This is a genomic window from Clostridium sp. JS66, assembly GCF_033561535.1.
GTDB classification, from domain to species: domain Bacteria; phylum Bacillota; class Clostridia; order Clostridiales; family Clostridiaceae; genus Clostridium_AM; species Clostridium_AM carboxidivorans.
In genome coordinates this window covers 4,763,823-4,790,074 of sequence record NZ_CP131467.1, presented here as the reverse complement: position 1 = coordinate 4,790,074, position 26,252 = coordinate 4,763,823, and the positions used below count along the sequence as shown (strand labels likewise).

At 29.6% G+C, this 26,252-nt stretch carries 23 protein-coding genes and 2 riboswitches; all 23 genes read left to right on the top strand.

Annotated elements, in window-relative coordinates; all coding sequences use genetic code 11:
* Positions 1-68 precede the first annotated feature (68 nt).
* A complete protein-coding gene (locus tag Q6H37_RS22040) occupies positions 69-914 on the top strand; it encodes a 3-hydroxybutyryl-CoA dehydrogenase (protein WP_318736636.1) in 846 nt (281 codons plus the stop codon).
* A 66-nt stretch (positions 915-980) separates the two neighbouring features.
* Positions 981-2,159 carry an acetyl-CoA C-acetyltransferase gene (locus tag Q6H37_RS22035; RefSeq protein ID WP_318736634.1) on the top strand — a complete coding sequence of 393 codons (1,179 nt, stop codon included), beginning with the start codon at positions 981-983 and terminating at the stop codon, positions 2,157-2,159.
* Positions 2,160-2,326: 167 nt separating this feature from the next.
* Complete coding sequence (locus Q6H37_RS22030; RefSeq protein ID WP_318736632.1) at positions 2,327-2,755, top strand: MaoC family dehydratase; 429 nt, start codon at positions 2,327-2,329, stop codon at positions 2,753-2,755.
* A gap of 73 nt (positions 2,756-2,828) precedes the next feature.
* Positions 2,829-3,968, top strand: coding sequence for an acyl-CoA dehydrogenase (locus tag Q6H37_RS22025; protein WP_318736630.1), 1,140 nt, complete (start codon positions 2,829-2,831; stop codon positions 3,966-3,968).
* Between the two features lie 13 nt (positions 3,969-3,981).
* On the top strand, positions 3,982-4,761 hold the full coding sequence (locus tag Q6H37_RS22020) for an electron transfer flavoprotein subunit beta/FixA family protein (RefSeq protein ID WP_029161646.1): 780 nt from the start codon (positions 3,982-3,984) through the stop codon (positions 4,759-4,761).
* A gap of 75 nt (positions 4,762-4,836) precedes the next feature.
* A complete protein-coding gene (locus Q6H37_RS22015) occupies positions 4,837-5,844 on the top strand; it encodes an electron transfer flavoprotein subunit alpha/FixB family protein (RefSeq protein WP_318736625.1) in 1,008 nt (335 codons plus the stop codon).
* Positions 5,845-6,295: 451 nt separating this feature from the next.
* Positions 6,296-8,002 (top strand): sigma 54-interacting transcriptional regulator, encoded by a 1,707-nt coding sequence (locus tag Q6H37_RS22010; RefSeq protein ID WP_318736624.1) that lies wholly within the window; start codon positions 6,296-6,298, stop codon positions 8,000-8,002.
* A 353-nt stretch (positions 8,003-8,355) separates the two neighbouring features.
* On the top strand, positions 8,356-9,909 hold the full coding sequence (locus Q6H37_RS22005) for an acyl CoA:acetate/3-ketoacid CoA transferase (RefSeq protein WP_318736622.1): 1,554 nt from the start codon (positions 8,356-8,358) through the stop codon (positions 9,907-9,909).
* Positions 9,910-9,956: 47 nt separating this feature from the next.
* Positions 9,957-11,351, top strand: coding sequence for a GntP family permease (locus Q6H37_RS22000; protein ID WP_318736620.1), 1,395 nt, complete (start codon positions 9,957-9,959; stop codon positions 11,349-11,351).
* A gap of 380 nt (positions 11,352-11,731) precedes the next feature.
* Positions 11,732-12,076 (top strand): hypothetical protein, encoded by a 345-nt coding sequence (locus Q6H37_RS21995; RefSeq protein ID WP_318736618.1) that lies wholly within the window; start codon positions 11,732-11,734, stop codon positions 12,074-12,076.
* A 238-nt stretch (positions 12,077-12,314) separates the two neighbouring features.
* Positions 12,315-13,253 carry a hypothetical protein gene (locus Q6H37_RS21990; protein WP_318736617.1) on the top strand — a complete coding sequence of 313 codons (939 nt, stop codon included), beginning with the start codon at positions 12,315-12,317 and terminating at the stop codon, positions 13,251-13,253.
* 32 nt (positions 13,254-13,285) lie between these two features.
* Positions 13,286-13,753 carry an Lrp/AsnC family transcriptional regulator gene (locus tag Q6H37_RS21985; RefSeq protein ID WP_318736615.1) on the top strand — a complete coding sequence of 156 codons (468 nt, stop codon included), beginning with the start codon at positions 13,286-13,288 and terminating at the stop codon, positions 13,751-13,753.
* Positions 13,754-13,903: 150 nt separating this feature from the next.
* A riboswitch (THF riboswitch) is annotated at positions 13,904-13,999 on the top strand.
* Between the two features lie 132 nt (positions 14,000-14,131).
* The gene (locus Q6H37_RS21980; RefSeq protein WP_318736614.1) at positions 14,132-14,923 is read left to right on the top strand and encodes an ECF transporter S component; all 792 of its coding nucleotides are present in this window, start codon (positions 14,132-14,134) and stop codon (positions 14,921-14,923) included.
* Between the two features lie 185 nt (positions 14,924-15,108).
* Positions 15,109-15,741, top strand: a complete 633-nt coding sequence (locus tag Q6H37_RS21975; RefSeq protein WP_318736612.1) for an MtnX-like HAD-IB family phosphatase — start codon at positions 15,109-15,111, stop codon at positions 15,739-15,741.
* 120 nt (positions 15,742-15,861) lie between these two features.
* Positions 15,862-16,045: riboswitch (cobalamin riboswitch) on the top strand.
* Positions 16,046-16,305: 260 nt separating this feature from the next.
* Entirely contained in the window at positions 16,306-17,046 is a 741-nt protein-coding gene (locus tag Q6H37_RS21970; protein WP_318736611.1) for an energy-coupling factor ABC transporter permease, read from the top strand.
* A 4-nt stretch (positions 17,047-17,050) separates the two neighbouring features.
* The gene (locus Q6H37_RS21965; RefSeq protein ID WP_007062110.1) at positions 17,051-17,365 is read left to right on the top strand and encodes an energy-coupling factor ABC transporter substrate-binding protein; all 315 of its coding nucleotides are present in this window, start codon (positions 17,051-17,053) and stop codon (positions 17,363-17,365) included.
* On the top strand, positions 17,365-18,153 hold the full coding sequence (gene cbiQ, locus Q6H37_RS21960) for a cobalt ECF transporter T component CbiQ (RefSeq protein ID WP_318736607.1): 789 nt from the start codon (positions 17,365-17,367) through the stop codon (positions 18,151-18,153). Before Q6H37_RS21965 ends, cbiQ begins: the two co-directional genes overlap by 1 nt.
* Positions 18,153-18,989 (top strand): energy-coupling factor ABC transporter ATP-binding protein, encoded by an 837-nt coding sequence (locus tag Q6H37_RS21955; protein ID WP_318736606.1) that lies wholly within the window; start codon positions 18,153-18,155, stop codon positions 18,987-18,989. The genes cbiQ and Q6H37_RS21955 overlap by 1 nt, the downstream gene beginning before the upstream one ends.
* A gap of 44 nt (positions 18,990-19,033) precedes the next feature.
* Positions 19,034-20,287 (top strand): 4Fe-4S dicluster domain-containing protein, encoded by a 1,254-nt coding sequence (locus Q6H37_RS21950; RefSeq protein ID WP_318736605.1) that lies wholly within the window; start codon positions 19,034-19,036, stop codon positions 20,285-20,287.
* Positions 20,288-20,579: 292 nt separating this feature from the next.
* Positions 20,580-23,930 (top strand): ATP-binding protein, encoded by a 3,351-nt coding sequence (locus Q6H37_RS21945; RefSeq protein WP_318736603.1) that lies wholly within the window; start codon positions 20,580-20,582, stop codon positions 23,928-23,930.
* Between the two features lie 173 nt (positions 23,931-24,103).
* Positions 24,104-24,454 (top strand): CidA/LrgA family protein, encoded by a 351-nt coding sequence (locus Q6H37_RS21940; protein WP_007064476.1) that lies wholly within the window; start codon positions 24,104-24,106, stop codon positions 24,452-24,454.
* Entirely contained in the window at positions 24,451-25,152 is a 702-nt protein-coding gene (locus tag Q6H37_RS21935) for an LrgB family protein (RefSeq protein ID WP_318736600.1), read from the top strand. Before Q6H37_RS21940 ends, Q6H37_RS21935 begins: the two co-directional genes overlap by 4 nt.
* Before the next feature lie 25 nt (positions 25,153-25,177).
* Positions 25,178-26,245, top strand: a complete 1,068-nt coding sequence (locus Q6H37_RS21930; protein WP_318736599.1) for a CdaR family transcriptional regulator — start codon at positions 25,178-25,180, stop codon at positions 26,243-26,245.
* Positions 26,246-26,252: the final 7 nt, after the last annotated feature.

The following is a 26,252-nucleotide window of genomic DNA, read 5'->3' as shown; positions in this document are numbered from 1 at the left end:
TAAAAAAACGTTAACTATATAGGTAATAAGTTTAATATTATTTAAAAGGTATATAGGGAGGTATCAATATGAAAGTATTTGTTTTAGGAGCAGGAACAATGGGAGCAGGAATTGTTCAGACATTTGCTCAATCAGGATATGAAGTAATAATGAGAGATATTGAAGAAAGATTTGTTCAAAGAGGTGTTGAAACAATTACTAAGAATTTGGAAAAAAGTGTTCAAAAAGGAAAGCTTTCAGAAGAGGAAAAAAATCAAATTCTTGGTAGAATAAAACTTACAACAGATATGAATTTGGCAAAGGAAGTAGATTTGGTTGTAGAAGCCGCTATTGAAAATATGGAAATTAAGAAAAAAATATTTGCTGAATTAGATGTAATATGTAAGCCAGAGGCTATACTTGCAACAAATACATCATCTTTGTCAATAACGGATGTAGGAAGTGCTACAAAGAGACCAGATAAAGTTATAGGAATGCATTTTTTCAATCCAGTTCCAGTAATGAAATTGGTGGAAGTCATAAAAGGAATTGCTACTTCTGAAGAAACTAATAATACTATAATTGAAATAGCTAAAAAATTAAAAAAAGATGCGGTACAAGTTGAAGAAGCTCCAGGTTTTGTTGTTAATAGAATACTTATACCAATGATAAATGAGGCAATAGGAATTTTAGCAGATAATGTTGCAACTGTTGAAGATATTGATTTAGCAATGAAATTAGGAGCAAATCATCCAATAGGACCTTTAGCCTTAGCTGATTTGATAGGTAATGATGTTTGTTTAGCTATTATGGAAGTATTATATTCAGAATTTGGTGATTCAAAATATAGACCTCATCCTTTACTAAGAAAAATGGTCAGAGCTGGATATTTGGGAAGAAAAAGTGGTATTGGATTCCACAATTATAATAAATAAATTATTAAAAATTTCTTGAATTTTAATATTATAAGTATTAATTGAAAATTAATTGGAGGTTTAATAATGAGAGAAGTAGTTATAGCAAGCGCAGTTAGAACAGCTATAGGTTCTTTTGGTGGAAGTTTAAAAGATATCTCAGCAGTTGATTTAGGAGCTATAGTAATTAAAGAAGCAATAAATAGAGCAGGTATAAAACCAGAAATGGTTGATGAAGTAGTTATGGGAAATGTGCTTCAAGCAGGGCTTGGACAAAATCCTGCAAGACAAGCCTCAGTAAAATCAGGTATACCAGTAGAGGTACCATCATTTAGCATAAATAAGGTTTGTGGTTCAGGATTAAGAGCAGTTAGTTTAGCATTCCAGATGGTAATATCAGGTTATAATGATATCGTAATTGCTGGCGGAATGGAAAATATGTCTAGAGCTCCATATTTATTAAACAATGCAAGATGGGGACAAAGAATGGGCGATGGAAAATTAATTGATGAAATGATTACAGATGGACTTTGGGATGCTTTTAATGGATATCATATGGGAATAACAGCAGAAAATGTAGCAGAAAAATGGGGAATAACTAGAAAAATGCAGGATGAATTCGCTTTACAATCACAATTAAAGGCAGAAAAGGCTATTAAAGAAGGAAGATTTAAAGATGAAATAGTGCCAGTATCAATACCTCAAAAAAGAGAAGAACCTAAAATATTTGATACTGATGAGTTCCCAAGGTTTGGAACAACAATTGAAGGATTAAATAAACTAAAACCAGCATTTAAGAAAGATGGAACAATAACTGCAGGCAATGCTTCAGGTATAAATGATGGAGCAGCAGCGCTTGTTATAATGAGTGCTGAAAGAGCAAAAGAATTAGAAATAAAACCATTAGCTAAAATTGTTTCTTTTGGTAGTAAGGGAATAGATCCATCAATTATGGGATATGGTCCAGTAGCATCAACTAAAGAAGCTTTAGAAAGAGCAGATTTATCAGTAAACGATTTAGATCTAGTGGAAGCAAACGAAGCTTTTGCTTCTCAATGTTTAGCAGTGGCTAAGGATTTAGAATTTGATATGAATAAAGTAAATGTAAATGGTGGAGCTATAGCTATGGGACATCCGATAGGAGCCTCAGGAGCTAGAATATTAGTTACACTTATACATGAAATGATAAAAAGAAATTCTAATAGGGGTCTTGCAACTTTATGTATAGGTGGAGGTCAAGGAACAGCAATCATTATTGAAAGATAGAATAAATTGTAATTTATAAAAAATTATAATTTAGCTATATATTTAAAGGGTTACAAGGCTGTAGACTCTTAAAAGCTGTGGACCAATAACCCTTTAACAAATTACATCATTAAAACTTTAATGTATAGACTTTGTTGGAAAAATATACTATAGAGGAGGAAAATATTATGCAAGGTTTAAGTATTGATGAAATAAAATTAGGAGATAAAGTTTTTGTTGAAAAAACTATATCTGAAACAGATGTATACCTTTTCGCTGGAATTACTGGAGATTTGAATCCAGCTCATATAAATCAAGTTGCTTCAGAACAAACAATGTTTAAGGGAAGAATAGCACATGGAATATTAGTAACAGGACTTATTTCCACTTGTTTAGGAATGTATCTTCCAGGACCAGGAACTATATACATGGGTCAACATGTTAAATTTACAGCACCAGTTCATATTGGAGATACAATAAAGGCAGAAGTAGAAGTTATAGAAATGAATGTGGAAAAGAATAGAGTTAAATTAAAAACTGTGTGCACAAATCAAGATGGCAAAGTAGTTATTGATGGAGAAGCATTAGTTATGCCACCTAAAAAGAAAGTAGCATAGTAATTTTAATTATATAAAGTTATTAATAAAAAAATCTTATTAAATTTTTACTTAAATAAAAGGAGGATCAATTATGGAATTTGGACTAACAAAAGAACAGCAATTAGTAAAACAGATGATCAGTGAATTTGTAAAAAATGAAGTTGAACCAATAGCTACAGAAATTGATGAGACAGAAAGATACCCAATGGAAACAGTTGAAAAAATGTCAAAATACGGTGTGATGGGTATGCCATTTCCAAAGGAATATGGTGGATCAGGCACTGATTATATAAGTTATATAATAGCAGTAGAAGAATTAGCAAAAGCTTGTGCTACATCGTCTGTTATTTTATCAGGTCATACATCTCTTTGCTGTTGGCCAATATATGCATTTGGAACAGAAGAGCAAAAAAAGAAATTTTTGCCGGACCTATTAAGTGGAAAGAAAATAGGTGCATTTGGATTAACTGAGCCAAATGCAGGAACAGATGCTGCAGGACAACAAAGTACAGCTGTGCTTGAAGGAGATCACTATATATTGAATGGTTCAAAAATATTTATAACTAATGGAGGAGTTGCTGAAACTTTTGTAGTGTTTGCAATGACTGATAGAAGTAAAGGAACTAAAGGTATATCAGCATTTGTAATTGAAAAAGGAATGCCTGGTTTTTCAATAGGTAAAGTAGAAGATAAGCTGGGTATAAGAGCATCTTCAACTACAGAACTTATATTTGAAGACGTTAAGGTACCTAAAGAAAATTTACTTGGAAAAGAAGGAAAAGGATTTGGAATAGCAATGAAAACTCTAGATGGAGGAAGAATTGGTATCGCAGCTCAAGCTTTAGGTATAGCTGAAGGAGCTTTAGATGCTGCAATATCCTATATGAAAGAAAGAAAGCAATTTGGAAAGCCTATTTCTGCATTTCAAGGATTACAATGGTATATTGCTGATATGAAAGTTAGAGTAGAAGCTGCTCATTATCTTGTATTTAAGGCTGCATGGAAAAAACAATCTGATATGCCATATACCATAGATGCAGCAGAAGCGAAACTTTATGCAGCTGAAACTGCTATGTATGTAACAACAAAAGCAGTTCAAATCTTAGGAGGATACGGTTATACAAAGGATTATCCAGTTGAAAGAATGATGAGAGATGCTAAGATAACTGAAATATATGAAGGAACTTCAGAAGTTCAAAAAATGGTCATAGCTGGTAGTTTATTAAGATAGGAGTGGTATAGAAATGAATATAGTAGTTTGTTTAAAACAGGTTCCAGATACAACAGAAGTTAAGATAGATCCGAAAACAGGAACTCTTGTAAGAGAAGGTGTTCCATCAATAATAAATCCAGATGACAAAAATGCATTAGAAGAAGCTTTGGTATTGAAAGAAAATGTAGGTGCAAAAGTTACTGTAATAAGTATGGGACCACCACAAGCAGAAGCAGCATTGAGAGAAGCTATAGCAATGGGAGCTGATGAAGCAATACTTATTTCGGATAGAGCATTTGCGGGAGCGGATACATTAGCCACATCAAATGCATTAGCTGGAACATTAAGAAAGTTAGATTATGACATAATATTTGCAGGAAGACAAGCTATAGATGGAGATACAGCCCAAGTAGGACCAGAAATAGCTGAACACTTAGGAATTCCACAAATTACTTATGTAGAAAAAGTAAGCGTAGAAGAAGATTCATTAAAAGTGCAAAGAGCATGGGAAGATGGTTATGAAGTAGTAAGTGTTAAAACACCAGTACTTCTAACAGCTATAAAAGAGTTAAATAGTCCTAGATATATGCATATGGCAAATATATTTGAAGCTGTTAAGAAAGAAATAAAAATATGGAGTGCAAATGATATAGATGTAGATAAAAATCTTCTTGGATTGGCTGGATCACCAACAAAAGTTAAAAGATCATCAACAAAGGAGCCAAAAGGACAAGGTGAAATAGTAATTTTACAACCAAAAGAAGCAGCAGCACATGCAGTTTCAAAGTTAAAAATGAAACACTATATTTAAGCAGGTGTCCAATTTTGATTTTATGTATAGTAAATTGCTAGAAGTCCCGTATAAAGAATTTAGGAGGTAATTACAATGAATATAGCAGATTATAAAGGTGTATGGGTATTTGCTGAACAAAGAGATGGAAAACTTCAAAAAGTGTCATTAGAATTATTAGGAAAAGGTAGAGAACTAGCTGATAAACTAGGAGTAGAGTTAACTGCAATTTTACTTGGAAGTGATATAGATGATATAGCTAAGGAATTAGTAGCTTATGGAGCAGATACAGTTTTATATGCAGACAGCAAGCTTTTGAAACACTTTACAACAGATGGATATACTAAAGTTATATATGATTTAGTAAAAAAGTTAAAACCAGAAGCACTATTGGTTGGAGCTACATTTATAGGAAGAGATTTAGGACCAAGAATAGCTGCAAGATTATCAACAGGACTTACAGCAGATTGTACAGGACTTGATATAGATTCAGAAACAAGACATCTTCAAATGACAAGACCAGCATTTGGCGGAAACTTAATGGCAACGATAGAATGTGCAGCCAATAGACCACAGATGTCAACAGTAAGACCAGGAGTATTTGAAAAATTACAAAAGGATGTGTCAAGAACTGGGAAAATTGAAAAAATTAATGCAGATATAGTGGAAGATGATATTAGAACAAAAGTAATAGAAGTTATCAAATCGGCTAAAGATATAGTAGATATTGGAGAAGCTAAAGTAATAGTTTCAGGTGGAAGAGGAATAGGAAGCAAGGAAGGCTTTGAAATGTTAAAAGAGCTTGCAAGTGTTTTAGATGGAACAGTAGCAGGATCAAGAGCAGCTATAGAAAATGGATGGTTGGATAAAGCATATCAAGTTGGACAAACTGGAAAAACAGTAAGACCAAATCTTTATATAGCATGTGGTATATCAGGAGCAATACAACATTTAGCTGGAATGCAGGATAGTGATTACATTATAGCTATAAATAGAGATGCAGATGCAGCAATTATGAAGGTAGCTGATCTTGGACTGGTAGGAGATTATAAAAAGATAATACCTGAGCTTATAGATGAAATTAAAACAATAAATAACAATTAGTGATAATTAATATATAATATAACATACATTAAAAAATTCCCTTTTTTCAATGTTAATATAAATAATAAAAACATAGTAATATTATAAATAAAAATTTTATAATATTATTATGTTTTTTTTATGAATGATTGAAAATTACCTGTTAATAAAGCTAAATTTTTTGCCAATTTGGTGAAAGAGATTTTTATTTTAAATAATATTTTTATAAAATGAGAAAGTAATGTTATTGTTTACATTGAAATTATAATGATGATATAATATCTTAAGATAAAAATTATTTGTTATTATATATAATTTAATATGAAAAATTATTATTAGTAGATAATCTACAAAGATAACCCCTTAGCAGATATTTTAGTAAATGAATCATTTGATATAAAATAGTGTTATATTTTATATATCTGTTTAGGTGGTTATTTTAAGTTATCATTTAATTATAGGAGGAAAATTTATGTTTTTACAAAAATGCTTTGAAGCAGTAACTGAAAATATAGATGAAGCTGTAATAGCAATTGATGATAATGGACTTTTAATTGTTATCAATAGAATGGCAGAATGTTCTCTTGGAATTAGTGCTGAGAAAGATATTGGAAAACATGTGGAAGAGGTTATACCTGAAACAAATCTTATTAGAATTTTAGAAATGGGAAAAATTGAATTATCTCAAAAATTTTTAGCAAGTGGAAGAGAATTTATAACAAATAGGATTCCTATAATTATAAATGAAAAAGTTGAAGGTGTAATAGCTATTTTTAGAGATGTAACTGATCATAAAAAGATGCAGAAGGAGTTAACCGAGGATAGAGTATATATAGATATTTTAGATACAATACTTGAAACTCTTAATGAATGTATAGTTGTAATAGATGGAAATGGTATTATTACAATGATGAGTGAATCATATAAAGAGTTTTTAGGCTGTAGCAATTCTGAAGGAAAATTCGTAGAAGATGTAATAGAAAATACAAGAATGTATAAAGTAATACAAACTGGAAATTTAGAAATAGGTGATGTACAAGAGATAAATGGAAATAAGATGGTTGCAATGCGTGTGCCATTGAAAAAGGATGGTAAAGTTATTGGAGCAGTAGGAAAAGTGATATTTAAAGATATTGGTGATTTTTATACATTGAGTAAGAAATTAAATAGCTTAGAAAAGGAAGTAGAATTTTATAAAAATCAACTAGGAAAAGAGAGAAAAGCAAAATACTCTATCAAGAATATTATAGGAGAATCTGATAAAATTAATAAGTTAAAAGCTTTAACAAAAAGAGTAGGAAATACAAGTTCAAATGTTTTAATAACAGGTGAAAGCGGTACTGGAAAAGAATTGTTTGCTCATGCAATTCATAATACAAGTAAAAGATGGCTAGGTCCATTTGTTAAGGTTAATTGTGCTGCTATTCCTTCAGATTTATTAGAGGGTGAGCTATTTGGTTATGAGGAAGGTGCTTTTACTGGAGCTAAAAAAGGTGGGAAAATAGGAAAGTTTGAGTTAGCAAATGGAGGAACTATATTTTTAGATGAAATAGGTGATATGCCTATGAATATGCAAGTTAAGATTTTAAGAACAATTCAAGAAAGAGAAATTGAAAGAGTAGGAGGTAATGTTCTAAAAGAAATTGATGTTAGAATTATTGCTGCTACCAATAAAAATCTTGAAGAAAGCGTGAAAGAAGGAAAGTTTAGGGAAGATTTGTATTACAGACTTAATGTCATGAAAATTGTTTTACCACCACTAAGAGAAAGAAAAGACGATATTCCAATATTGGCAAATTCTTTAAGAATTAAAATTGCTAAAAGATTTGGAATATATGTAGAAGGAATATCAAAAGAAGCTTTACAATGTCTAATTAATTACGATTGGCCAGGAAATATTAGAGAACTTGAAAATGTTATTGAAAGGGCAATAAATTTATTGGACTCAGATTTAATAATAAAATTGGAGCATCTTCCGGAAAAATTGACAAAATGCAAGTTTAAACGTTATATTAGCGATGGAAAATATTTAAAGGATATAGTTGAAGAGGTGGAAAAGGAAATTATTACTGAATGTTTAGAAAAAACTAATTGGAATAAGAATAAAACAGCTCAATTACTTGGTATAAGTAGAGCTGGATTATATAAAAAGCTAGAAGAGTATAAATTAGAAAGTTAGTTAAATAAACTTCTATGTAACAATACGTAGAAGTTTATTTTTATAAAGGCACAAAATAGTAATAAATTTTTGAAGAATAATGTAAAAAAAATGAACATGTAAAAAATATATACATAAAAAAAATTCAGACAATTCCACAATTATACTAAGTAAAGCATATATGTGTACATTAAATATACACTGAATATGATTTGCTTTTTTTTTATATTTAAATTTAGCTATAAGTATTCATGAAGCAGTTGATATTTAAAGGTTTTCGAAAATTTAAAATAAATCAAAATGGTTTGGATTTGGCATGATTGTTGCTCTATATAACAATATAAAATAAAGATTATATGAAAGGAGATAAAAATATGAAGTCAAAGGTTATTTCAAAAGAACAGGCAATTGATTTGATAAAAGAAGGAGATACTGTTGCCATAGGAGGTTTTATAGGATGTGGTCATCCAGAAGAAATTACATTAGAAATAGAAAAAAGATATATAGAAAGGCAAACTCCTAAAAATTTAACATTAGTTTATGCAGCTGGTCAGGGTGACAGCCAAGATAAAGGGTTAAATCATCTTGGACATGAAGGATTGGTAAGTAAAGTAATAGGAGGACACTGGGGGTTAGCACCAAAACTTCAGAAATTAGCACTAGATAACAAAATTAAAGCATATAACTTGCCTCAAGGAATTATATCGCATTTATATAGGGATATTGCAGCTGGAAAACCAGGTACACTCACTCATGTTGGATTAAAAACTTTTGTAGATCCAAGAATTGAAGGCGGTAAGCTTAATAAGGTCACTACTGAAGATATAGTAAAGGTTGTCAATATAGAAGATAAAGAATATCTATTATACGAAGCTTTTCCTATAGATGTAGTAATTTTAAGAGCTACTTATGCAGATGAAAATGGAAATGCGACTTTAGAAAAAGAAGCTGCAATACTTGATGGAACATCGATGGCTCAAGCAGCAAAGAATTCAGGTGGAATAGTAATTATACAAGTTGAAAAAATTGTTGCAAAAGGTTCTTTAGATCCAAGAAAAGTTAAAATTCCAGGTGTATATGTTGATGCTATAGTTGTAGCAGAACCTCAAAATCATATGCAGACTTTTTCAGAATTTTATAATCCATCTTACTCTGGAGAAGTTAAATTGCCAGTAAATTCAATCGCTTCGTTACCTCTTGATGAAAGAAAAGTAATAGCAAGAAGAGCTGCTATGGAACTTGTACCTAATTCAGTTACTAATTTAGGAATTGGGGTACCAGAAGGAGTTGCTATAGTTGCAAATGAAGAAGGAATTGGGAACGAGATGACCTTAACTGTAGAAGCTGGAGGAATAGGTGGAGTACCTGCAGGGGGATTAAGTTTTGGCGCATCAACTAATCCTGAGAGTATATTGGATCAAGCAAGTCAATTTGATTTTTATGATGGGGGTGGATTAGATGTAGCTTTCTTAGGATTAGCTCAATGTGATAAAGCTGGCAATGTAAACGTTAGCAAGTTTGGACCTAAAATTGCGGGTTGTGGAGGTTTTATTAACATTACTCAAAATGCTAAAAAGGTTGTATATTGTGGAACTTTTACTGCTGGTGGTTTAAAGGTTAAAGTTGGGAATGGTAATTTAACAATAGAAAAGGATGGAAAGTTTAATAAATTTTTAGATGTTGTAGAGCAAATTACTTTTAGTGGCGAATATGCATCAAACGTAGGACAAAATGTTTTGTATATTACTGAAAGAGCAGTATTTAGATTGACTAAGGAAGGTTTGGTATTGGAAGAAATTGCTCCAGGAATAGATTTGGAAAAAGATGTACTAGATCATATGGATTTTAAGCCAATAATGTCTCAAAGATTAAAACTTATGAATGAAAATATTTTCAAAGATGAACTTATTGGCATAAAGATTAGTTAAAAATTTATCAGTAAGTAAGAATAATAAATTAATGGAGGTTTTTGTTTATGGCAGTTTTAGGAATTTTTTTAAGCTTAGGATTATTAATGTTTATGGCATATAAAGGATTTTCGGTTATATTCTTTGCTCCTATTTTTGCATTATTAGCTGCTTTATTTTCTGGAATGGCACTTTTGCCGACATATACAGAAATATTTTTGCCAAACTTGGCTAGTTATGCAAAGGTATATTTTCCATTTTTCTTATTAGGGGCTGTATTTGGTAAAGCAATGGAGGAATCTGGTGCAGCAAAATCTATTGCTAAGGCAATTGTTGAAAAGTTAGGAAAGAGAAACGCTATATTATCAGTTGTACTATCAGCAGCAATCCTAACTTATGGAGGTGTAAGTCTTTTCGTTGTTGCTTTTGCGGTGTATCCATTTGCAGCTTCTATTTTTAAAGAAGCAGATATACCAAAGAGACTTGTTCCAGCAACTATTGCTTTGGGAGCCTTCTCATTTACTATGGATGCTCTTCCAGGAACCCCTCAAATTCAAAACTCAATACCAATGAAATTCTTTAACACAGATCTTTATGCTGCTCCAGTCTTTGGAACCTTAGGTACTATTATCATTCTGGCTGTTGGCATATTTTATTTGGAATTCCGTAAACGTAAAGCTCAAGCAGCGGGAGAGGGATATGGTGAAGGTCATACTAATGAACCTGTACTTGTTGAAGAAACTAGCTTGCCCAATCCATTTTTATCAGCACTACCATTAATTTCAGTACTTGTTGTAACTTTAATTTTACAAAAAGTTATTTTTCCACATTGGGATATCACTTCTTGGGTAACACAAAAACCTTATAGTATGGCAAAAGACGGAGTTGTAGGTACAATGAATAACTGGGCACTTATAATTGCACTTATTTTTGGTACTATCCTTGCTTTTGTAATTAACCCAATACGTATAAAAGGAAATGTAGCCAAGGCTATTAATGCAGGTGCAATAGGTTCTTTATTAGCTGTTATGAATACTTCTTCGGAGGTTGGTTTTGGAAACGTTATAAAAACACTTCCAGGATTTAAATCTATAGCACATGCTTTAATAAATATTAATCCTCATGGTAGCCCGCTTTTATCTGAAGCAGTTAGTGTAAATGTTTTAGCAGGAACAACTGGTTCTGCATCAGGTGGTATGAGTATTGTATTAGATATGTTTGGTAAACATTATTTAGAGTGGGCTAAGACTTCTGGAATAAGTCCTGAACTACTACATCGTGTAGCTGCCATGGCTTCTGGTGGTATGGATACATTACCTCATAATGGAGCAGTTATTACACTTTTAGGTATTGCAGGTTTAACTCATAAACAATCTTATAAAGATATTTTTGTTATTACTTTACTTAAAGCTGGAACTTGTTTCTTTTTAATATTCATGCAAAGCATTTTACATTTTGTTTAGTCAATAATGAAATAATTAAATTCCATTTGAATTGAAAAGTAATTTATGATTAATTGGGAAAGTATCACAATTTAAATAAAAAGATTGTGATACTTTCCCAATTTTTTTTGTAGCAAAGTTTTGTAGTAGTTAGAATTAAGAATTAGATGATTAATCCAAATGAGGGTATTATTGAAATAATTATTTAGTAACTATTTCATTAAGAAAAATTTATATTTAAGTGGTTTAGCATAAAAACTAGAAAAAGTCTATAAAATAAAGATTAAATTAGGTTTAATAGAGAATATAATCCATTTGAGAGCTAAGGTATTTTTAAAAATTACATAAAAGGTACTATAATTAAAATCAAATCAAATATTAAGTTTTAGGAGGTAAATTCTATGTTAGATAAACGAGAATATAGTAAATGTGAAAAACTATTAGATAAATTATATAGTAAGTGTACTTATAATGAATTTCTGGTAGCCTTTGATGTCGCTGTTAGAGCTTATCAAAGAATTTCCAAAAATGACTCTATATTTTATCGTAACAATTTTTATTTAGGAGTGATTAGTTGTGAGGATAGACTTATTTCTACGATTTGTGATTACTATTTAAATGGAAATGGACAAAAAGAAAATTTGAATGAAGATATTTTTCCTATGATAAATATTCTATCAGGAAATAAAGATAGCATATTGGCTAAGGAATTAAAAAAATTATTTTTAAATGTATATAATAATTAGATATGGAAGAATTTAAAAAACTTAGTGAATATATTCATAAATTCATAATGGCATATTTACAATTACAATTTTTAATTTTACCCTCTTATCTGTTAACTGATTATAAATTCTATTCATTTTTTAATAGAAAAGACGATACTTTACAGTTAGGATAAATTTAACAAGTTAATTTTAAAAATCAGAAAATATAAGTTAATTACTGATTTTTTTATTAATGAAAAATTAAGGGGGAAAAGGTTTGGAACAAAATACTAATGAACAAAAAAACACAAATATAAAAAGAGAAAAGGCAAAAAAGATTATTTCTAAAATTTTATCAAGTGCTTTGATTTTAATGGGAACTTTAATGCTGTATCCAACAGTTACACAACGTAAAGAAGGATATAATGAAAATATTAAGATGTTTCTTATTAATGTTGCTGCAGTTTATTTACTAACCCTAATAGTATATTTGATAAGAAAAAAAATATCTTTTAAAAAGAAGAAAAAGTCTTCATTGATTTTCTTTTCTTCTGTACTTTTCTTTATTTCATTGTGTAATTTTACAAATGCTGTAAAGGAAAATTCGAAGGAATTAGCAGCTGAAAAGTATGTTATGGCAGTATGTGAAAATACTAGGGATGATGATAATGCAATATTTAAAAGTAAAGAAAAGAGTGATTATGGAAAGTTAAATTCTTTAATTGCAATTATAAAGGACGATGCTGATAAAACTTACTCTATTAATAAAAATTTTAAAAGTGAATTTAAACAAAAAACTTCAAAAAATCAGATAACTTCCAATGATGTTTTAAGAAGTGAAGATAAAATTAAAGAATTTAGAACTAGTTTAAGTGAATTAAATAAGCTGTTTGCTAAATATGAAGCTGATTTAAATAACAACAAAGCAAATTCTGATAAAAAAATGTCTGGGTATAAAGGTCAAGATACTATATTTGAAAAGAACCTAATAAATGAATTTAATTTTTGGAGAAAAGAAAAGTACGATAATGCCACTAAAGATCTTAGTAAAAAGAAAGTGCTAAGAGAAAAGATGGATAAATATCTTGAATTTATGGAATCTAAACAAGGAAGTTACAAGTTAATTAACAATAAGATAATGTTTGAAAATCAAAGCGATGTAGATAAATGTAATTCACTTATAGAAGAAGTAAAGGAAGCAGGTACTAGTTGGTAAATGTTTTATAACTAAAGGTGGAGGTAGGAATAATGCTAAGTGATCTAGATAAATCTATAATCAGAAAACTTCAAGAAGATATTCCGTTAACACCTAGGCCTTATAAGTCAATGGCTGGAGAAATAGGCGTTACGGAAAAAGAATTGTTAAATAAAATAGAGGATTTTCAAAGTAAAGGCATACTTCGCAGAATAGGTGGAATTTTGTATCATAGGGAAGCAGGCTTTAAGGCTAACGCAATGGTAGTTTGGATGGTTCCAGAAGATAATGTTCAGAAGGTTGGAGAAACTATGGCTTCATTTAAAGAAGTAACTCATTGTTATGAAAGGCCTACTAGTAGCAAATGGTCATATAATATTTTTACTATGGTTCATGGGCAAAATAAAAAACAGTGTGAGGATATTATAAAAAAAATTTCTGACAGTATAAAAATTTATGACTATAAAATTTTATATAGTACTGAAGAACTTAAAAAGAACAGTATGAAGTATTTTGAATAATAGTATGAATTAAGTTTATTTTTGAAGTTATGAAGCAAACATAATTCTCACAGAAATTACACCATATGTATATATTGGAAGTATAGAATGAAAAATATTACAAAAACTATGGACATTTTTATCCAAATTTTGTATAATTATAATTAAAGTAGCAGAGTAAATATTGTGCATTAAGTGTTAGAGAATGGGAGGTTGTCTCTAAACGAAAAGCAGCTGGGCTTATGATGCAATATTGCTTCCACTGTTACATTAAAGGGATTTTGTATTTTTTATACCTCTTTTCTCTTTAATGTGACGTACATTAAAGAGAAAAGAGGTGTTGTATTTTAGAAAATAAAACGTATACATTTTATTAATATTTGTATAGGAGATAATAAAATGAAAAGTAAAATGAATACAAAATTTCTTGTAATGACGGCTTTGTGTATCAGTATATCTATAGTTTTAAGGTTCTTTTCTATAATGATTACTGCTGGTGGTGCTCTTACTATGAGAATAAGTTTTGCTGCAATTTTTTATGTACTTCCAGGTTTACTTTTCGGTCCATTATATGGTGCAGCAGCAGGTGGTATAGTAGATATAATTGGTTATATTTTAATGCCTATGGGGGCATATATACCAGTGCTTACTTTAACCAATATTTTAGCAGGTTATTTGCCAGCGGTGGTTTGGAAAAAAATAAGAAAAATTCCAATAGAAAGCTTAAAGAAATATTATATTGCTTTCTTTTCAGTATTAACATTATTAGGAGTATTTAATACTTTAGTGATTATGAATATGCAAAATTCTTATTTAGGAAAAATGTTTATGCATTTTGGCAAAAAAGCACAATATCTTGGAGTTGGATTTGTATTAATTGGAGCAGTAGCATTTGTTCTTCTTATAATAAACAATATAATAAATAGGCGTAATGATATTAATTATGGTTATGTTTATGATAACTTCTTTAAAATAGTTATCGCTACGGGAATAGCAGGAATTATAGTGTCTACCATAAATACCTATTTTATACTAATTTTCACACCAGCCGTTGCAACTAAAGGATTTATGATCTTGTGGATTCCAAGGATGGTAGAAACATTAGTTTTGACTGTTGTAAGTTCCTATGCAATATCAATACTCATGTACTCTTATAATGCTCTTTCAGGTAGAGTGCCTAAAAAGATATAAGATATGTAATAAAGAGATAACTTGTCACTATACAACTTAATGTGTATATTGACTTGTTATTTCTTTTTATATTTACTATATTATAATAAGGATTAAATAAATTTCTAATAGATTTAATTAAGTTAATTAGAATGGTTCTCATGTTAATTTGAGTTAAAATGGTAGTAAGACGAGGAGGAATTTAATTGAAAAAAGCTTTTGTAGTTGATTTTGATGGAACTATAACAGTACAGGATGTAGGATTTTCTATAATAAAGCAGCTGGCAGATGAAGGGTGGAAAGAAATAGGAGACTTGTGGGTAAGCAAAAAAATAGGAACCGCTCAATGTGGTAAGATGCAGTGGGATTTAATTAAACATGATGAAGAATACATAAAAAATTTTGTTAGAGAATTTCCCATAAATAGAGGATTTAGAGAGTTTGTTGAGGAAGTAAAGAAAAATTCCTATGAAATGATAGTAGCTTCTGATGGATATGATATTTACATAAATGAAATATTGAAAACATATGGTTTTCAAGGTCTGAAAGTTGTATGTAACAGCGCAAAATATGATAATGGTTGGAAATTATCTTTTTTAAATTCATCTGGAGAATGTGGATTTTGTGGAAATTGTAAAAAAAGAATAGTAGATGATTTAAAAAACAGAGGATATAAGGTTTATTATATTGGAGATGGTCATTCGGATATATGTGCGTCTAAAGATGCAGATGTAGTTTTTGCTAAATCTTTTTTAAAACAACACTATGAAAATAAAGAATTACCTTATCATAACTTTGATAATTTTTTTGATGTTTTAGAATATATGAAAAAAAATTAAGCTAAATACATGTAGAATTACAATTGTTATTTGTGTTGAAGCAATTGTTTTAAAAAATAGTAATTTCAGAATATTATGTTGACATAATTTGAAAAATAATGTACAATTTTAATTGTAAAATTAAATAGTGAAGTGTTAGGTTTATAACGTTAATTAAAAGGGAAAGTGGTGAAAATCCATTACAGCCCCCGCTACTGTATACGGCGACAAATTCTATATCCACTGGATCCTATGGATTTATCTGGGAAGGAAGAAGGAGGAAGACCCGTGAGTCAGGAGACCTGCCTAGTACTGTTTACTGCAATCTTTCGGAGGGAAAGAAGATGCATAAAAACTGTTATTTTATCTAAATTAACATAACCTAATTAAAAACGTACAAGGAAATTAGTTATGTTTAGGATAAACAGTATGTGTGCTTTTAAATTTGATTATTAGGAACTTCCAGAAGAAGTTCCTTTTTATTTTTATTGGAATAGTTTTGGCAATTAGTAGAATTTTTAGTAGTACGAGCACCATTATCGTTTTATAGGCTACGATTATTTATGTAATAAAAGGGGTGTAGTTATGTCAAAAAAATATCAAATTTCTTTAGGAATTTTTATTGCAATATTATGTATTCCTAAAAATGTGTTTGCAATGCACATTATGGAAGGATTTCTTCCACCAAAATGGTGCATTACATGGGGAATTGTATGTATACCTTTTATTGTGGTTGGATTATTTTCTATAAAGGAAAAAATAAGGTTAAATCCTAAAACAAAAATGTTAATAGCTATGGCTGGGGCTTTTGCTTTTGTTCTTTCTGCTTTAAAAATACCATCAGTAACAGGAAGTTGTTCACATCCAACAGGAGTGGGACTTGGAGCTATACTTTTTGGACCTACGGTTATGAGCGTTTTAGGTGTTATAGTTCTTATTTTTCAAGCATTACTTCTTGCACATGGAGGATTAACAACTTTAGGTGCTAATACATTTTCTATGGCAGTTGTAGGACCTTTAGTGTCATATTTTACATATAAATTACTAAAAAAATTAAAAGTATCACAATCTATATCAGTATTTTCTGCAGCAATGCTGGGAGATTTAATGACATACGTTACTGCATCTTTTGAGTTAGCATTAGCATTTCCAGATGCTACAGGTGGAATTGCAACATCTGTAATAAAGTTTATGGGTATATTTGCTGTAACGCAAATTCCATTAGCAATAAGTGAAGGAATATTAACAGTTATAGTTTTTAATCTTTTAAGTAATTATAACAAGCAAGAACTTATAGAATTAAATGTTATACCAAAGGAGGCTTAATGGTATGCATGTACAAACTAAAAACAATAATTTATTGAAAAAAAATTTAATATTAGCTTTCCTTGTAGTAGCCATTACTGTAGTCCCTATGTTGTTCTTAAAGCATGCTGAATTTGGTGGTTCAGATGATCAGGCAGAAAAGGCAATTACACAAATTAAACCTAATTATAAACAATGGGCTTCACCAGTTTGGCAGCCACCAAGTAGTGAGATAGAGAGCCTTTTATTTGCACTTCAGGCTGCTGTCGGTTCAGGAGTTGTATGTTACTATTTTGGATATATGAAGGGAAAATCTAAAAAAGACGGAAGTGAAAAATAATGATTTCTATAGATAAATTGGCATATGTATCAGAACTTAGAAAAGTTAATCCTATGGAAAAATTTATGTTTTCTATTTTAACTATGATATTGTGTATATCTTTAAATAATATAGTATATTCAATATTAGTAGTATTATTTATGGCAGCTATAACTATTTTTAAAGGTAAGATACCAGCTAAATCTTATGGTGAATTGATTTTAATTCCTTTAGTGTTCCTGGTTATTGGAATTGTTACAATAGCAATAAATACTGTTGGAGATAGTAAAGAAATACTATTTAGCTTTCACATTTTTAATATTAAACTTGGATGTACAAAAACAAGCTTTCTTATGGCTTCAAAAATATTTTTTAAAGCACTTGCATCAGTTTCATGCTTGTATTTTTTAGCACTAACAACTCCTGTATTTGAGATTTTAACAGTGCTTAGAAAATTTAAGGCACCTAAGTTATTTGTAGAACTAATGGGTCTTGTGTATAGATTTATTTTTGTATTACTTGATACAGCTAACATGATTTTCATATCGCAGAATTCAAGACTTGGATACTCAAAAATAAGTACAGGTTATAATTCTTTAGGAAAATTAGTTACTTCGCTTTTTATAAGTTCATACAAACGTTCACAAGACATTTATACTGCTATGGAATCTAGGTGTTACGATGGTGAAATAAATTTAATAGAGGATAACTTTAAAATTTCATACAGGAATATATTTGTTATAATAATTGTAGAAGTAATATTAGTAACTATAAGTTTGAGCAAGAATATTTTTGGGGGAATCATTTAATGAGCGAATACATAATTGAAACGAAAGATTTAAGCTTTAATTATCCAGATGGTACTAAAGCTTTAAAAAATGTAAATATTAAAATAGAGAAAGGCAAAAAAATATCATTTATAGGTGTTAATGGTTCGGGAAAGTCCACATTATTTTTAAATTTTAATGGAGTTTTAAAGCCAAGTAATGGTGATCTAATATATAAAGGTGATATAGTAAAGTATAATTCAAAATCCTTATTGCAATTGAGAAAAAATGTAGGAATAGTATTTCAAGATCCAGAAAACCAACTTTTTTCAGCTAGCGTATATCAAGAAGTTTCCTTTGGAGCTATGAATTTGAAGCTTGAAGAAACTGAAGTCAGGAAAAGAGTTGATGGAGCTTTACAAGGTATAGGTATGTATGATTATAGAGAAAAAGCTGTTCATTTTTTAAGCTATGGTCAGAAGAAAAGGGTATCAATTGCAGATATACTTGTTATGAATCCGGAAGTAATAGTATTTGATGAGCCTACTTCCAGTCTTGATCCAAAACATTCTAGCCAAATTGTTGATATATTTGATAGTATCAATGAAAAAGGAATTACAGTAATACTATCAACACATGATGTAGAGCTAGCTTATTCTTGGTCAGATTATATTTTTGTTATGAGAGATGGGGAAGTAGTTAAAGAAGGTACTCCTTATGAAATATTTTCAGATGATAAGCTTATAAGTGAGTGTTATCTTCAAAAGCCTTTAATTCTTGAAATTTTTCAAAATTTAGTAAGCAGTGGAAAAATAAAATTTGAAGAAAGTGTGCCTAGAAATAAAAAGGAGCTTTTGGAAATAATAAATTCAAAATAACTTATTTGTATAGTAGAATATAAGTTAAAAAAGGTTGTGAAGATATGTCTCACATTTCAAATAAAGAAGCTTATAAGAGATTGGAAGAAAGAATTAATAGATTTCCACAAGGTGCGCCGCCTTCAAAAACATTATATAAAATACTGAGTATGCTTTTTACAGAAAAGGAGGCAGAACTGGTGGCAATGCTGCCTATAAAGCCTTTTACTATTAAAACTGCAAGCGAAATTTGGAAGATAAGTGAAGCTAGCACTGAGAATATCCTTCAGAAGCTTGCTTCAAAGGCTATTCTTATGGATATTGACTATGATGAAAAAAAGGAATATTGTCTTCCACCACCTATGATTGGATTTTTTGAATTCTCCCTTATGAGAACTAGAGATGATATCGATCAAAAAACATTATCAGAGTTGTACTTTCAGTATTTAAATGTAGAAGAAGACTTTATCAAGGATCTATTTTTAGGGACAGAAACAAGATTCGGAAAGGTTTTTGTGCAGGAAGGAGTTCTTTCAAGAGAAAATGAACTAGAGATAATGGATTATGATAGAGCTAGCAATGTGATTAAAGAGGCTAGATTTATTACTGTAAGTATGTGTTTTTGCAGGCATAAGATGAAACATTTAGGAAAACAGTGTTATGCACCTATGGAAACTTGCTTAACATTTGGGAATAGTGCATACACTTTAAGTAAAAATGGATATGGTAGGGCTATAGATTCAGTTGAGGCTTTGGAAATATTAAATATGGCATATGAATATAATCTAGTTCAATGTGGTGAAAATGTTAGAAATGGATCAGTATTTCTTTGTAATTGTTGTGGCTGTTGCTGCGAAGGTATGTTGGCAATTAAGAAATTTGGATATTTGACTCCTATTCAGACTACTGCATTTCTTCCAGAATTTATAGAGGAAAGTTGTATTGGATGTGGTAAATGTGCAAATGCATGTCCTATAGATGCTATAAAAATTGATCCTGTAACAAAAAAAGCTAGAACAGATGAAAACGTGTGCCTTGGATGTGGTATTTGTGCTAGAAATTGTCATAAAAAAGGTATATATCTTAAACATAGGGAAAAACAGATAATAACTCCAGCTAATACAACTCATAGAATTGTACTTCAAGCTATTGAAAAAGGTAAACTTCAGGAGCTTATTTTTGATAATAAAGCTCTTTTAAGCCATAGGGCTATGGCAGCAGTTTTATCAGCTATTTTAAAACTTCCACCTGTAAAGAAAGCTATGGCAAGTAAACAAATGAAATCAGTGTATTTAGATAAATTGCTAAGTGGAAAATAATCTTTGTAAGTTTTACAGAGTTTAAAATTGGATAGAATTATAAATGAAAAACTATTTTTAAGTTAGATAGCACTTGATAAGTTAGGAGAGGTGAGAGCCTCTTCTTTTATTATTAACAATATTCTATTTATATTTTCAAATTTTTTACCAATGAATAAGTAAATTTCAAAATTCGAGTTAAAATGCCAGCGAAATGTGGAAAAATAACTAAAATTTTGTTAATATATTTATATAGCATTAAACTTATTTGTATCTTTAATGTAAATTAAGTTTATTACAAAGGGAGAATTTTATGAAAAATTTTAAATTAGTTATTCATAGGGTAACTTTTTTGATTATGTTATTGATTGTAAGTTTAGCTCTTTTAGGGGTTTTTATCAACAAAGATAGAGAAGAATTAAATAAAAGGCCTGTAGCTAAATCTGGTGTATTAGATTTAAGGGATTGGAATTTTAAAAAGCAAGGAATAGTTAAACTGGATGGACAGTGGGAATTTTATTACAAACAGTTGTTGACACCTGAGGATTTTAAAGTTGAACAGAAGGTCAAGAAAACAGGACTAATTAATATTCCAGGAAGCTTTAAAAATTATAAATTTGGAAATGAAAAACTAAATTCTCAAGGATATGCAACCTATAGATTAAAAGTAATTGCTAATGATTCAGAGGATTTATATGCTATTAAAACTCAATTTATTCAAGCAGCTCATAAGCTTTGGGTAAATGATAAAATAGTTGTACAGTGTGGAGAAGTAGGAAAGACTAAAAATGAAACTGATGGAAAACTTGCCACAAGACTAGGTTCATTTTACAACAATACAAATGAGTTTGAAATAGTACTTCAAAGTAGTAATTTTCAATATGGTGTGCCAGAAATTGATAGTATATTACTTGGAAGTGAATCTCAAATTAGTGAAGAGAGAGCTAAAAAAGTAGGGTTTGATTTATTTTTATTTGGAATTACTTTGGCAGCTGCTATATATAACTTTATTTTATTTATAAGAAGAAAAAAAGACAAAGCTCCTTTATATTTTGCTGTGGTATGTGTATTAATTTGTTTAAGAACTTTATTGGTAGGAGAAAGACTAATTTACTGGGTATTTCCTAACATGAACTATATTATCAATGTAAAATTACTCTTATGGACTTTCTTTATATATATACCAGTACTTATATTGTTTATGAGTAATTTTTATACTGAGCTTATAAGTGAAAAAGTAGTCAAATTTTCAAAGATTTTAGGTATAACTTATTTTTTTCTTATATTAATATTACCTCCAATATATTATATTAACTTGATATTACCTGTTGAAATAATATCAGATTTTATAATTTTATATATTGTAAGTAAAATGCTTTATATGCATATTATAAAAAAATCTAATAATGCAATTGTTATTATTGCTATGATTATTTTTTTAGGAACAAGAATAAATGATATTTTATATGAATATTCGGTAATTGATACAGGGTCTTACGCTCCGATAGGAATTCTTATTTTTATTTTTGCTCAATCATATGTGGCATCTGATAAATTTTCAATGGCTTTTTCAAAGATAGAAGAAATGACGGAGAGGCTTAAGTCAGTTGACAAAATGAAGGATGATTTTTTTGCAACTACATCTCATGAATTGAAGGCACCATTAGATGGAATTGTTGGACTTTCAAAAAGTCTTATAGATTGTAATTCAAAGCAATTGAGTAATGATGAAAAAGAAACATTAATTTTAATTAAAAATAGCGCTAAGAGATTATCCAATCTGGTAAATGATATATTAGATTTTTCAAAAATAAAAAGTAATGATATAAACTTAATAATGAAGCCTGTAGATATAGGGCAGCTTATAAATATGGTGACAAAATCCTTTAAATCATTTATGAGCAATAAATCAATTGAAATATTGAATAAAGTTGAAGAAAGTATTCCTTATGTTTATGGAGATGAAAATAGAATTCAACAAATTTTATACAATCTAATAGGAAATGCAGTAAAGTTTACAAATGAAGGACAAATAGAAATTTCTGCTGCTGAAAAAGGTGACTATGTTTTTATTACCATTGAGGATACAGGTGTAGGAATAGATGAAAGTGATATTTATAAAATTTTTCAGCCTTATAATCAAGTTGATGGTATAAATAAGCAATATCATGGTTCTGGATTAGGATTATATGTAACTAAAAAATTAGTTCAGCTTCATGGTGGTGAATTAGAAGTAAAATCTACATTGGGAGAGGGGGCTAAATTCACTTTTAATCTACCTAAATTATCTATGAATATTGAAAAAGATGATTCTATAGGTGAATTAGAAAATTATGATTGTAGCGAAAATTGTAATAAAAAATTAGAACAATGTAAAAGTAATGGCAAAATTCTAATTGTAGACGATGAGTCTGTAAATATAAAAGTAATGGGAAATTTTTTGTCAGAGGAAAAATATACGATTATTACCGCTGCAAGCGGCAAAGAAGCATTGAATATAGCTTATAATGATAAAAATATAGATATGGTGATTTTGGATATAATGCTGCCAGATATGATAGGATGGGAAGTATGCAGCATACTGAGAGAAAAATATTCTTTACTTGATTTACCAATTTTAATTGCAACCTGGGACAACCGTACAGAAAGCTTAGTGCTATCTTTTAAAAATGGAGCTAATGATTATTTAAGAAAGCGTTTTGAAAAATCTGAACTATTGGCTAGGGTAAAAACTCTTATAGATTTGAAACATTTGGCAGGAGAAGTAACTAGCCTTCAAGGTAAAGTGAAAAGTACTACAAAACAGGTTGAAGAGTTAAATGAGGGCTTTGAAGAAAATAAAAAAATACTTTCTCAGGTAATAAAAAATGATAAGTTAAAAACAGAATTTTTTACAAATATGTCCCATGAACTAAGAACTCCATTAAATGTTATATGGAGCACTATACAGTTGATTCAATCTATAAATGCAAATAAGTTAACTGCAGGATATGATATAGACAAATACCTCAATATTATGAGTCAGAACACTTTAAGACTTTTAAGATTAATAAACAATTTAATTGATACTACAAAAATAGAGGGCGGATATTTATCCTTAAAACTTACTAAAGGAAACATAATAAGTACAATAGAAGAAATTACTTTATCTGCTGCAAGCTATGTTCAAGCACAAGGAATAGAATTAATTTTTGATACAGAGGTTGAAGAAAAATATATGGCTTTTGATGGAGATAAAATTGAAAGAATCATGCTTAATTTGCTTTCAAATGCAATTAAATTTACAGAAGAAGGTGGAAGTATATTTGTAAATATTTATGATTTACAAGATAAGGTTAAGATTTCAGTTAAGGATACAGGTATAGGCATTCCAGAAGATAAGTTAGATAGCATTTTTGATAGGTTTACACAGGTGGATACATCTTTATCAAAAAAACTAGAAGGTAGTGGAATAGGGTTAGCTTTAGTAAAATCATTAGTTGAAATGCAAAAGGGAAGAATATATGTGAAAAGTACTTTAGGTTATGGAAGTGAGTTTATTGTTGAATTACCAGCAGTAGCTGTAAAAGAAAATGAAGAATTGGATCAAAATATTAAATCTAAAAGCTTTTCTAGATTTATAGACAAAGCTAAAATAGAATTTTCGGATATATATCATGAGTAAGACCAGTATCTTTTGTTTGAAGTAAAGCTTTTGTTCATTTGCATAATAAATTTATAATAAAAATAAAACTGTTGACTGATGTTTATTTATATCAATTAAGCTATAATGTTAAGTATTATACATTTAATATTGCAAATGAACAAATAGTTTTTGCTTGGAAAGGAGATGTGTTTATGAAACTTGTAAGACAGCTAAGTATAATTACTGCAATTTGCTTTTTAGGAGAACTAATTAAGTTATTATTTAAGTTAACTATACCTGGAAATGTAATTGGAATGATATTATTATTAATTTTTTTATGCTCTGGAATTATTAAAGTTGAAATGATAGAAGATGTTAGTAAATTTTTACTTGATCATTTACCCTTTTTCTTCGTTCCAGCAGGAGTAGGATTAATTGCTAGTGTCGCCACTATAAAAAATTGTTGGCAGTACATAATTCTTATAATATTTATATCTACTATTGTTGTTATGGCTGTTACAGGTGTGACTATTCAGTTGATTAAAAGGAGATGGTTAAAGTGAAAAATTTAATTTCTACACCGCTTTTTGGAATAATGATATCTTTAATAACCTTTGAAATAGGCTGTATTGTAAATAAAAAAACAAAGTTGGCACTTTTAAATCCACTTTTAATAAGCATAGCCTTGGTTATAATGGTTTTAAAATATGTTAATATAAGTATAGATGATTATAATAAGGGAGGTCAATTTATAACCTTCTTATTGACTCCAGCTACTGTAGTATTGGCAGTACCTCTTTATAAAAAAATAAAACTTTTTAAAGCCAATGCAGTATCCATATTTTCTGGAATTTTTATGGGGACTTTAGGAGGCATTACTACAGTAATAATTTTAGGTCATGTATTTGGATTGTCAAAGTCAATAGATTTATCAATGATTCCTAAATCCATAACTACACCTATTGGAATTGAAGTTTCAAAGCAGCTAGGTGGTATACCTTCTATAACTGTAGCTGTGATAATAATAACAGGTATAGTAGGAACAATAATTGGACCAACTATTTTTAAATTATTAAAAATAAAGGATAAAGTAGCTATAGGAGTTGCTTTAGGTACAGCTTCTCATGCTGTAGGTACTTCAAAGGCTATTGAACTTGGTGAAATTGAAGGAGCAATGAGCAGTCTTTCTATAGGTATTGCAGGACTTATAACTGTTATAATTGCACCTATAATGGCAAAGATTTTTCAGGGATTAATTTAAAAAAAACATGTAAGAGAGGTACATCATGATTCGGTTATCAGAAGAATTAGCACAAAAAATTGTAGATAGGATGATGAAGGTAATACCTTATAATGTTATTATTACTGATGAGAACGGAATAATTATAGCTAGTGGAGATGTTGAAAGAATCCATCAGTTTCATTCAGGCGCAAAGCAAGCTTTAAACATAAAAGAAATAGTTGAAATTGATTGTGAGCATTCCCAAGGAGTGAGACCAGGAGTGAACTCTCCAATTTTTTTTCAAGGAAATCTATTAGGAGTTATAGGAATTACTGGGGTTCCTGAAATAGTTAAGCCTTTTAGCGAGATAGTGAGGGTGACTGCTGAACTTTTAATTAGTCAGGAATATGTTTTGAAAAATCAAAGTATACAGGAACAAGAAAAAGAGAAATTTTTATATGAACTTGCTTATTTAAATGAAGAATATTCTCAAGGTTTTATTGAAAGAGGGCTTTCACTAGGAATAGATGTAACTGTTCCCGACATAGCAATAGTAATAAATTCTGAGGAAGAATCTTTAAAAAGTTTAAAAAATCACTTAAACTCTTTGCTTCAAAATGGTGAATATTGTTTTATGCTTAATCCGAATATTATTGTGGCATTTATTAGTTTGAAAAAACCATTTTTAAATATTCTAAGAAAATCTTTAGAAAAAAAGCAGTATGGAAATATAAAAGTAGGTGTTGGACTTAGTGAGCACATTATTTCAGTTTCTATGAATCAAGCTTTTAAAGCACTTCATATAGGAAAGCATCTTCAAAAAGATAAAAGTATTTATTTATACAAGGATTTATGCTTTATATCCATGCTTGCCAATATTAAAGAAGATTATAATTTAAAAGAAGTAGTTAAAATATTAAAATCGGAAGGAAATCAAGCAGATCTTTTAAACACTCTTATAGTTTATGTGTATAACAATGGAGAAATGCAAACAACTGCTCAAGCTTTACATGTGCATAGAAATACATTAAATTATAGGTTGGAAAGAATTAAGGAAGTTTCGGGAAAAGATCCGAGAAATTTTATTGAACTTTTTGAACTTTTTACAGCCTATGTGGTTTCAATGTTATAATTTAAAA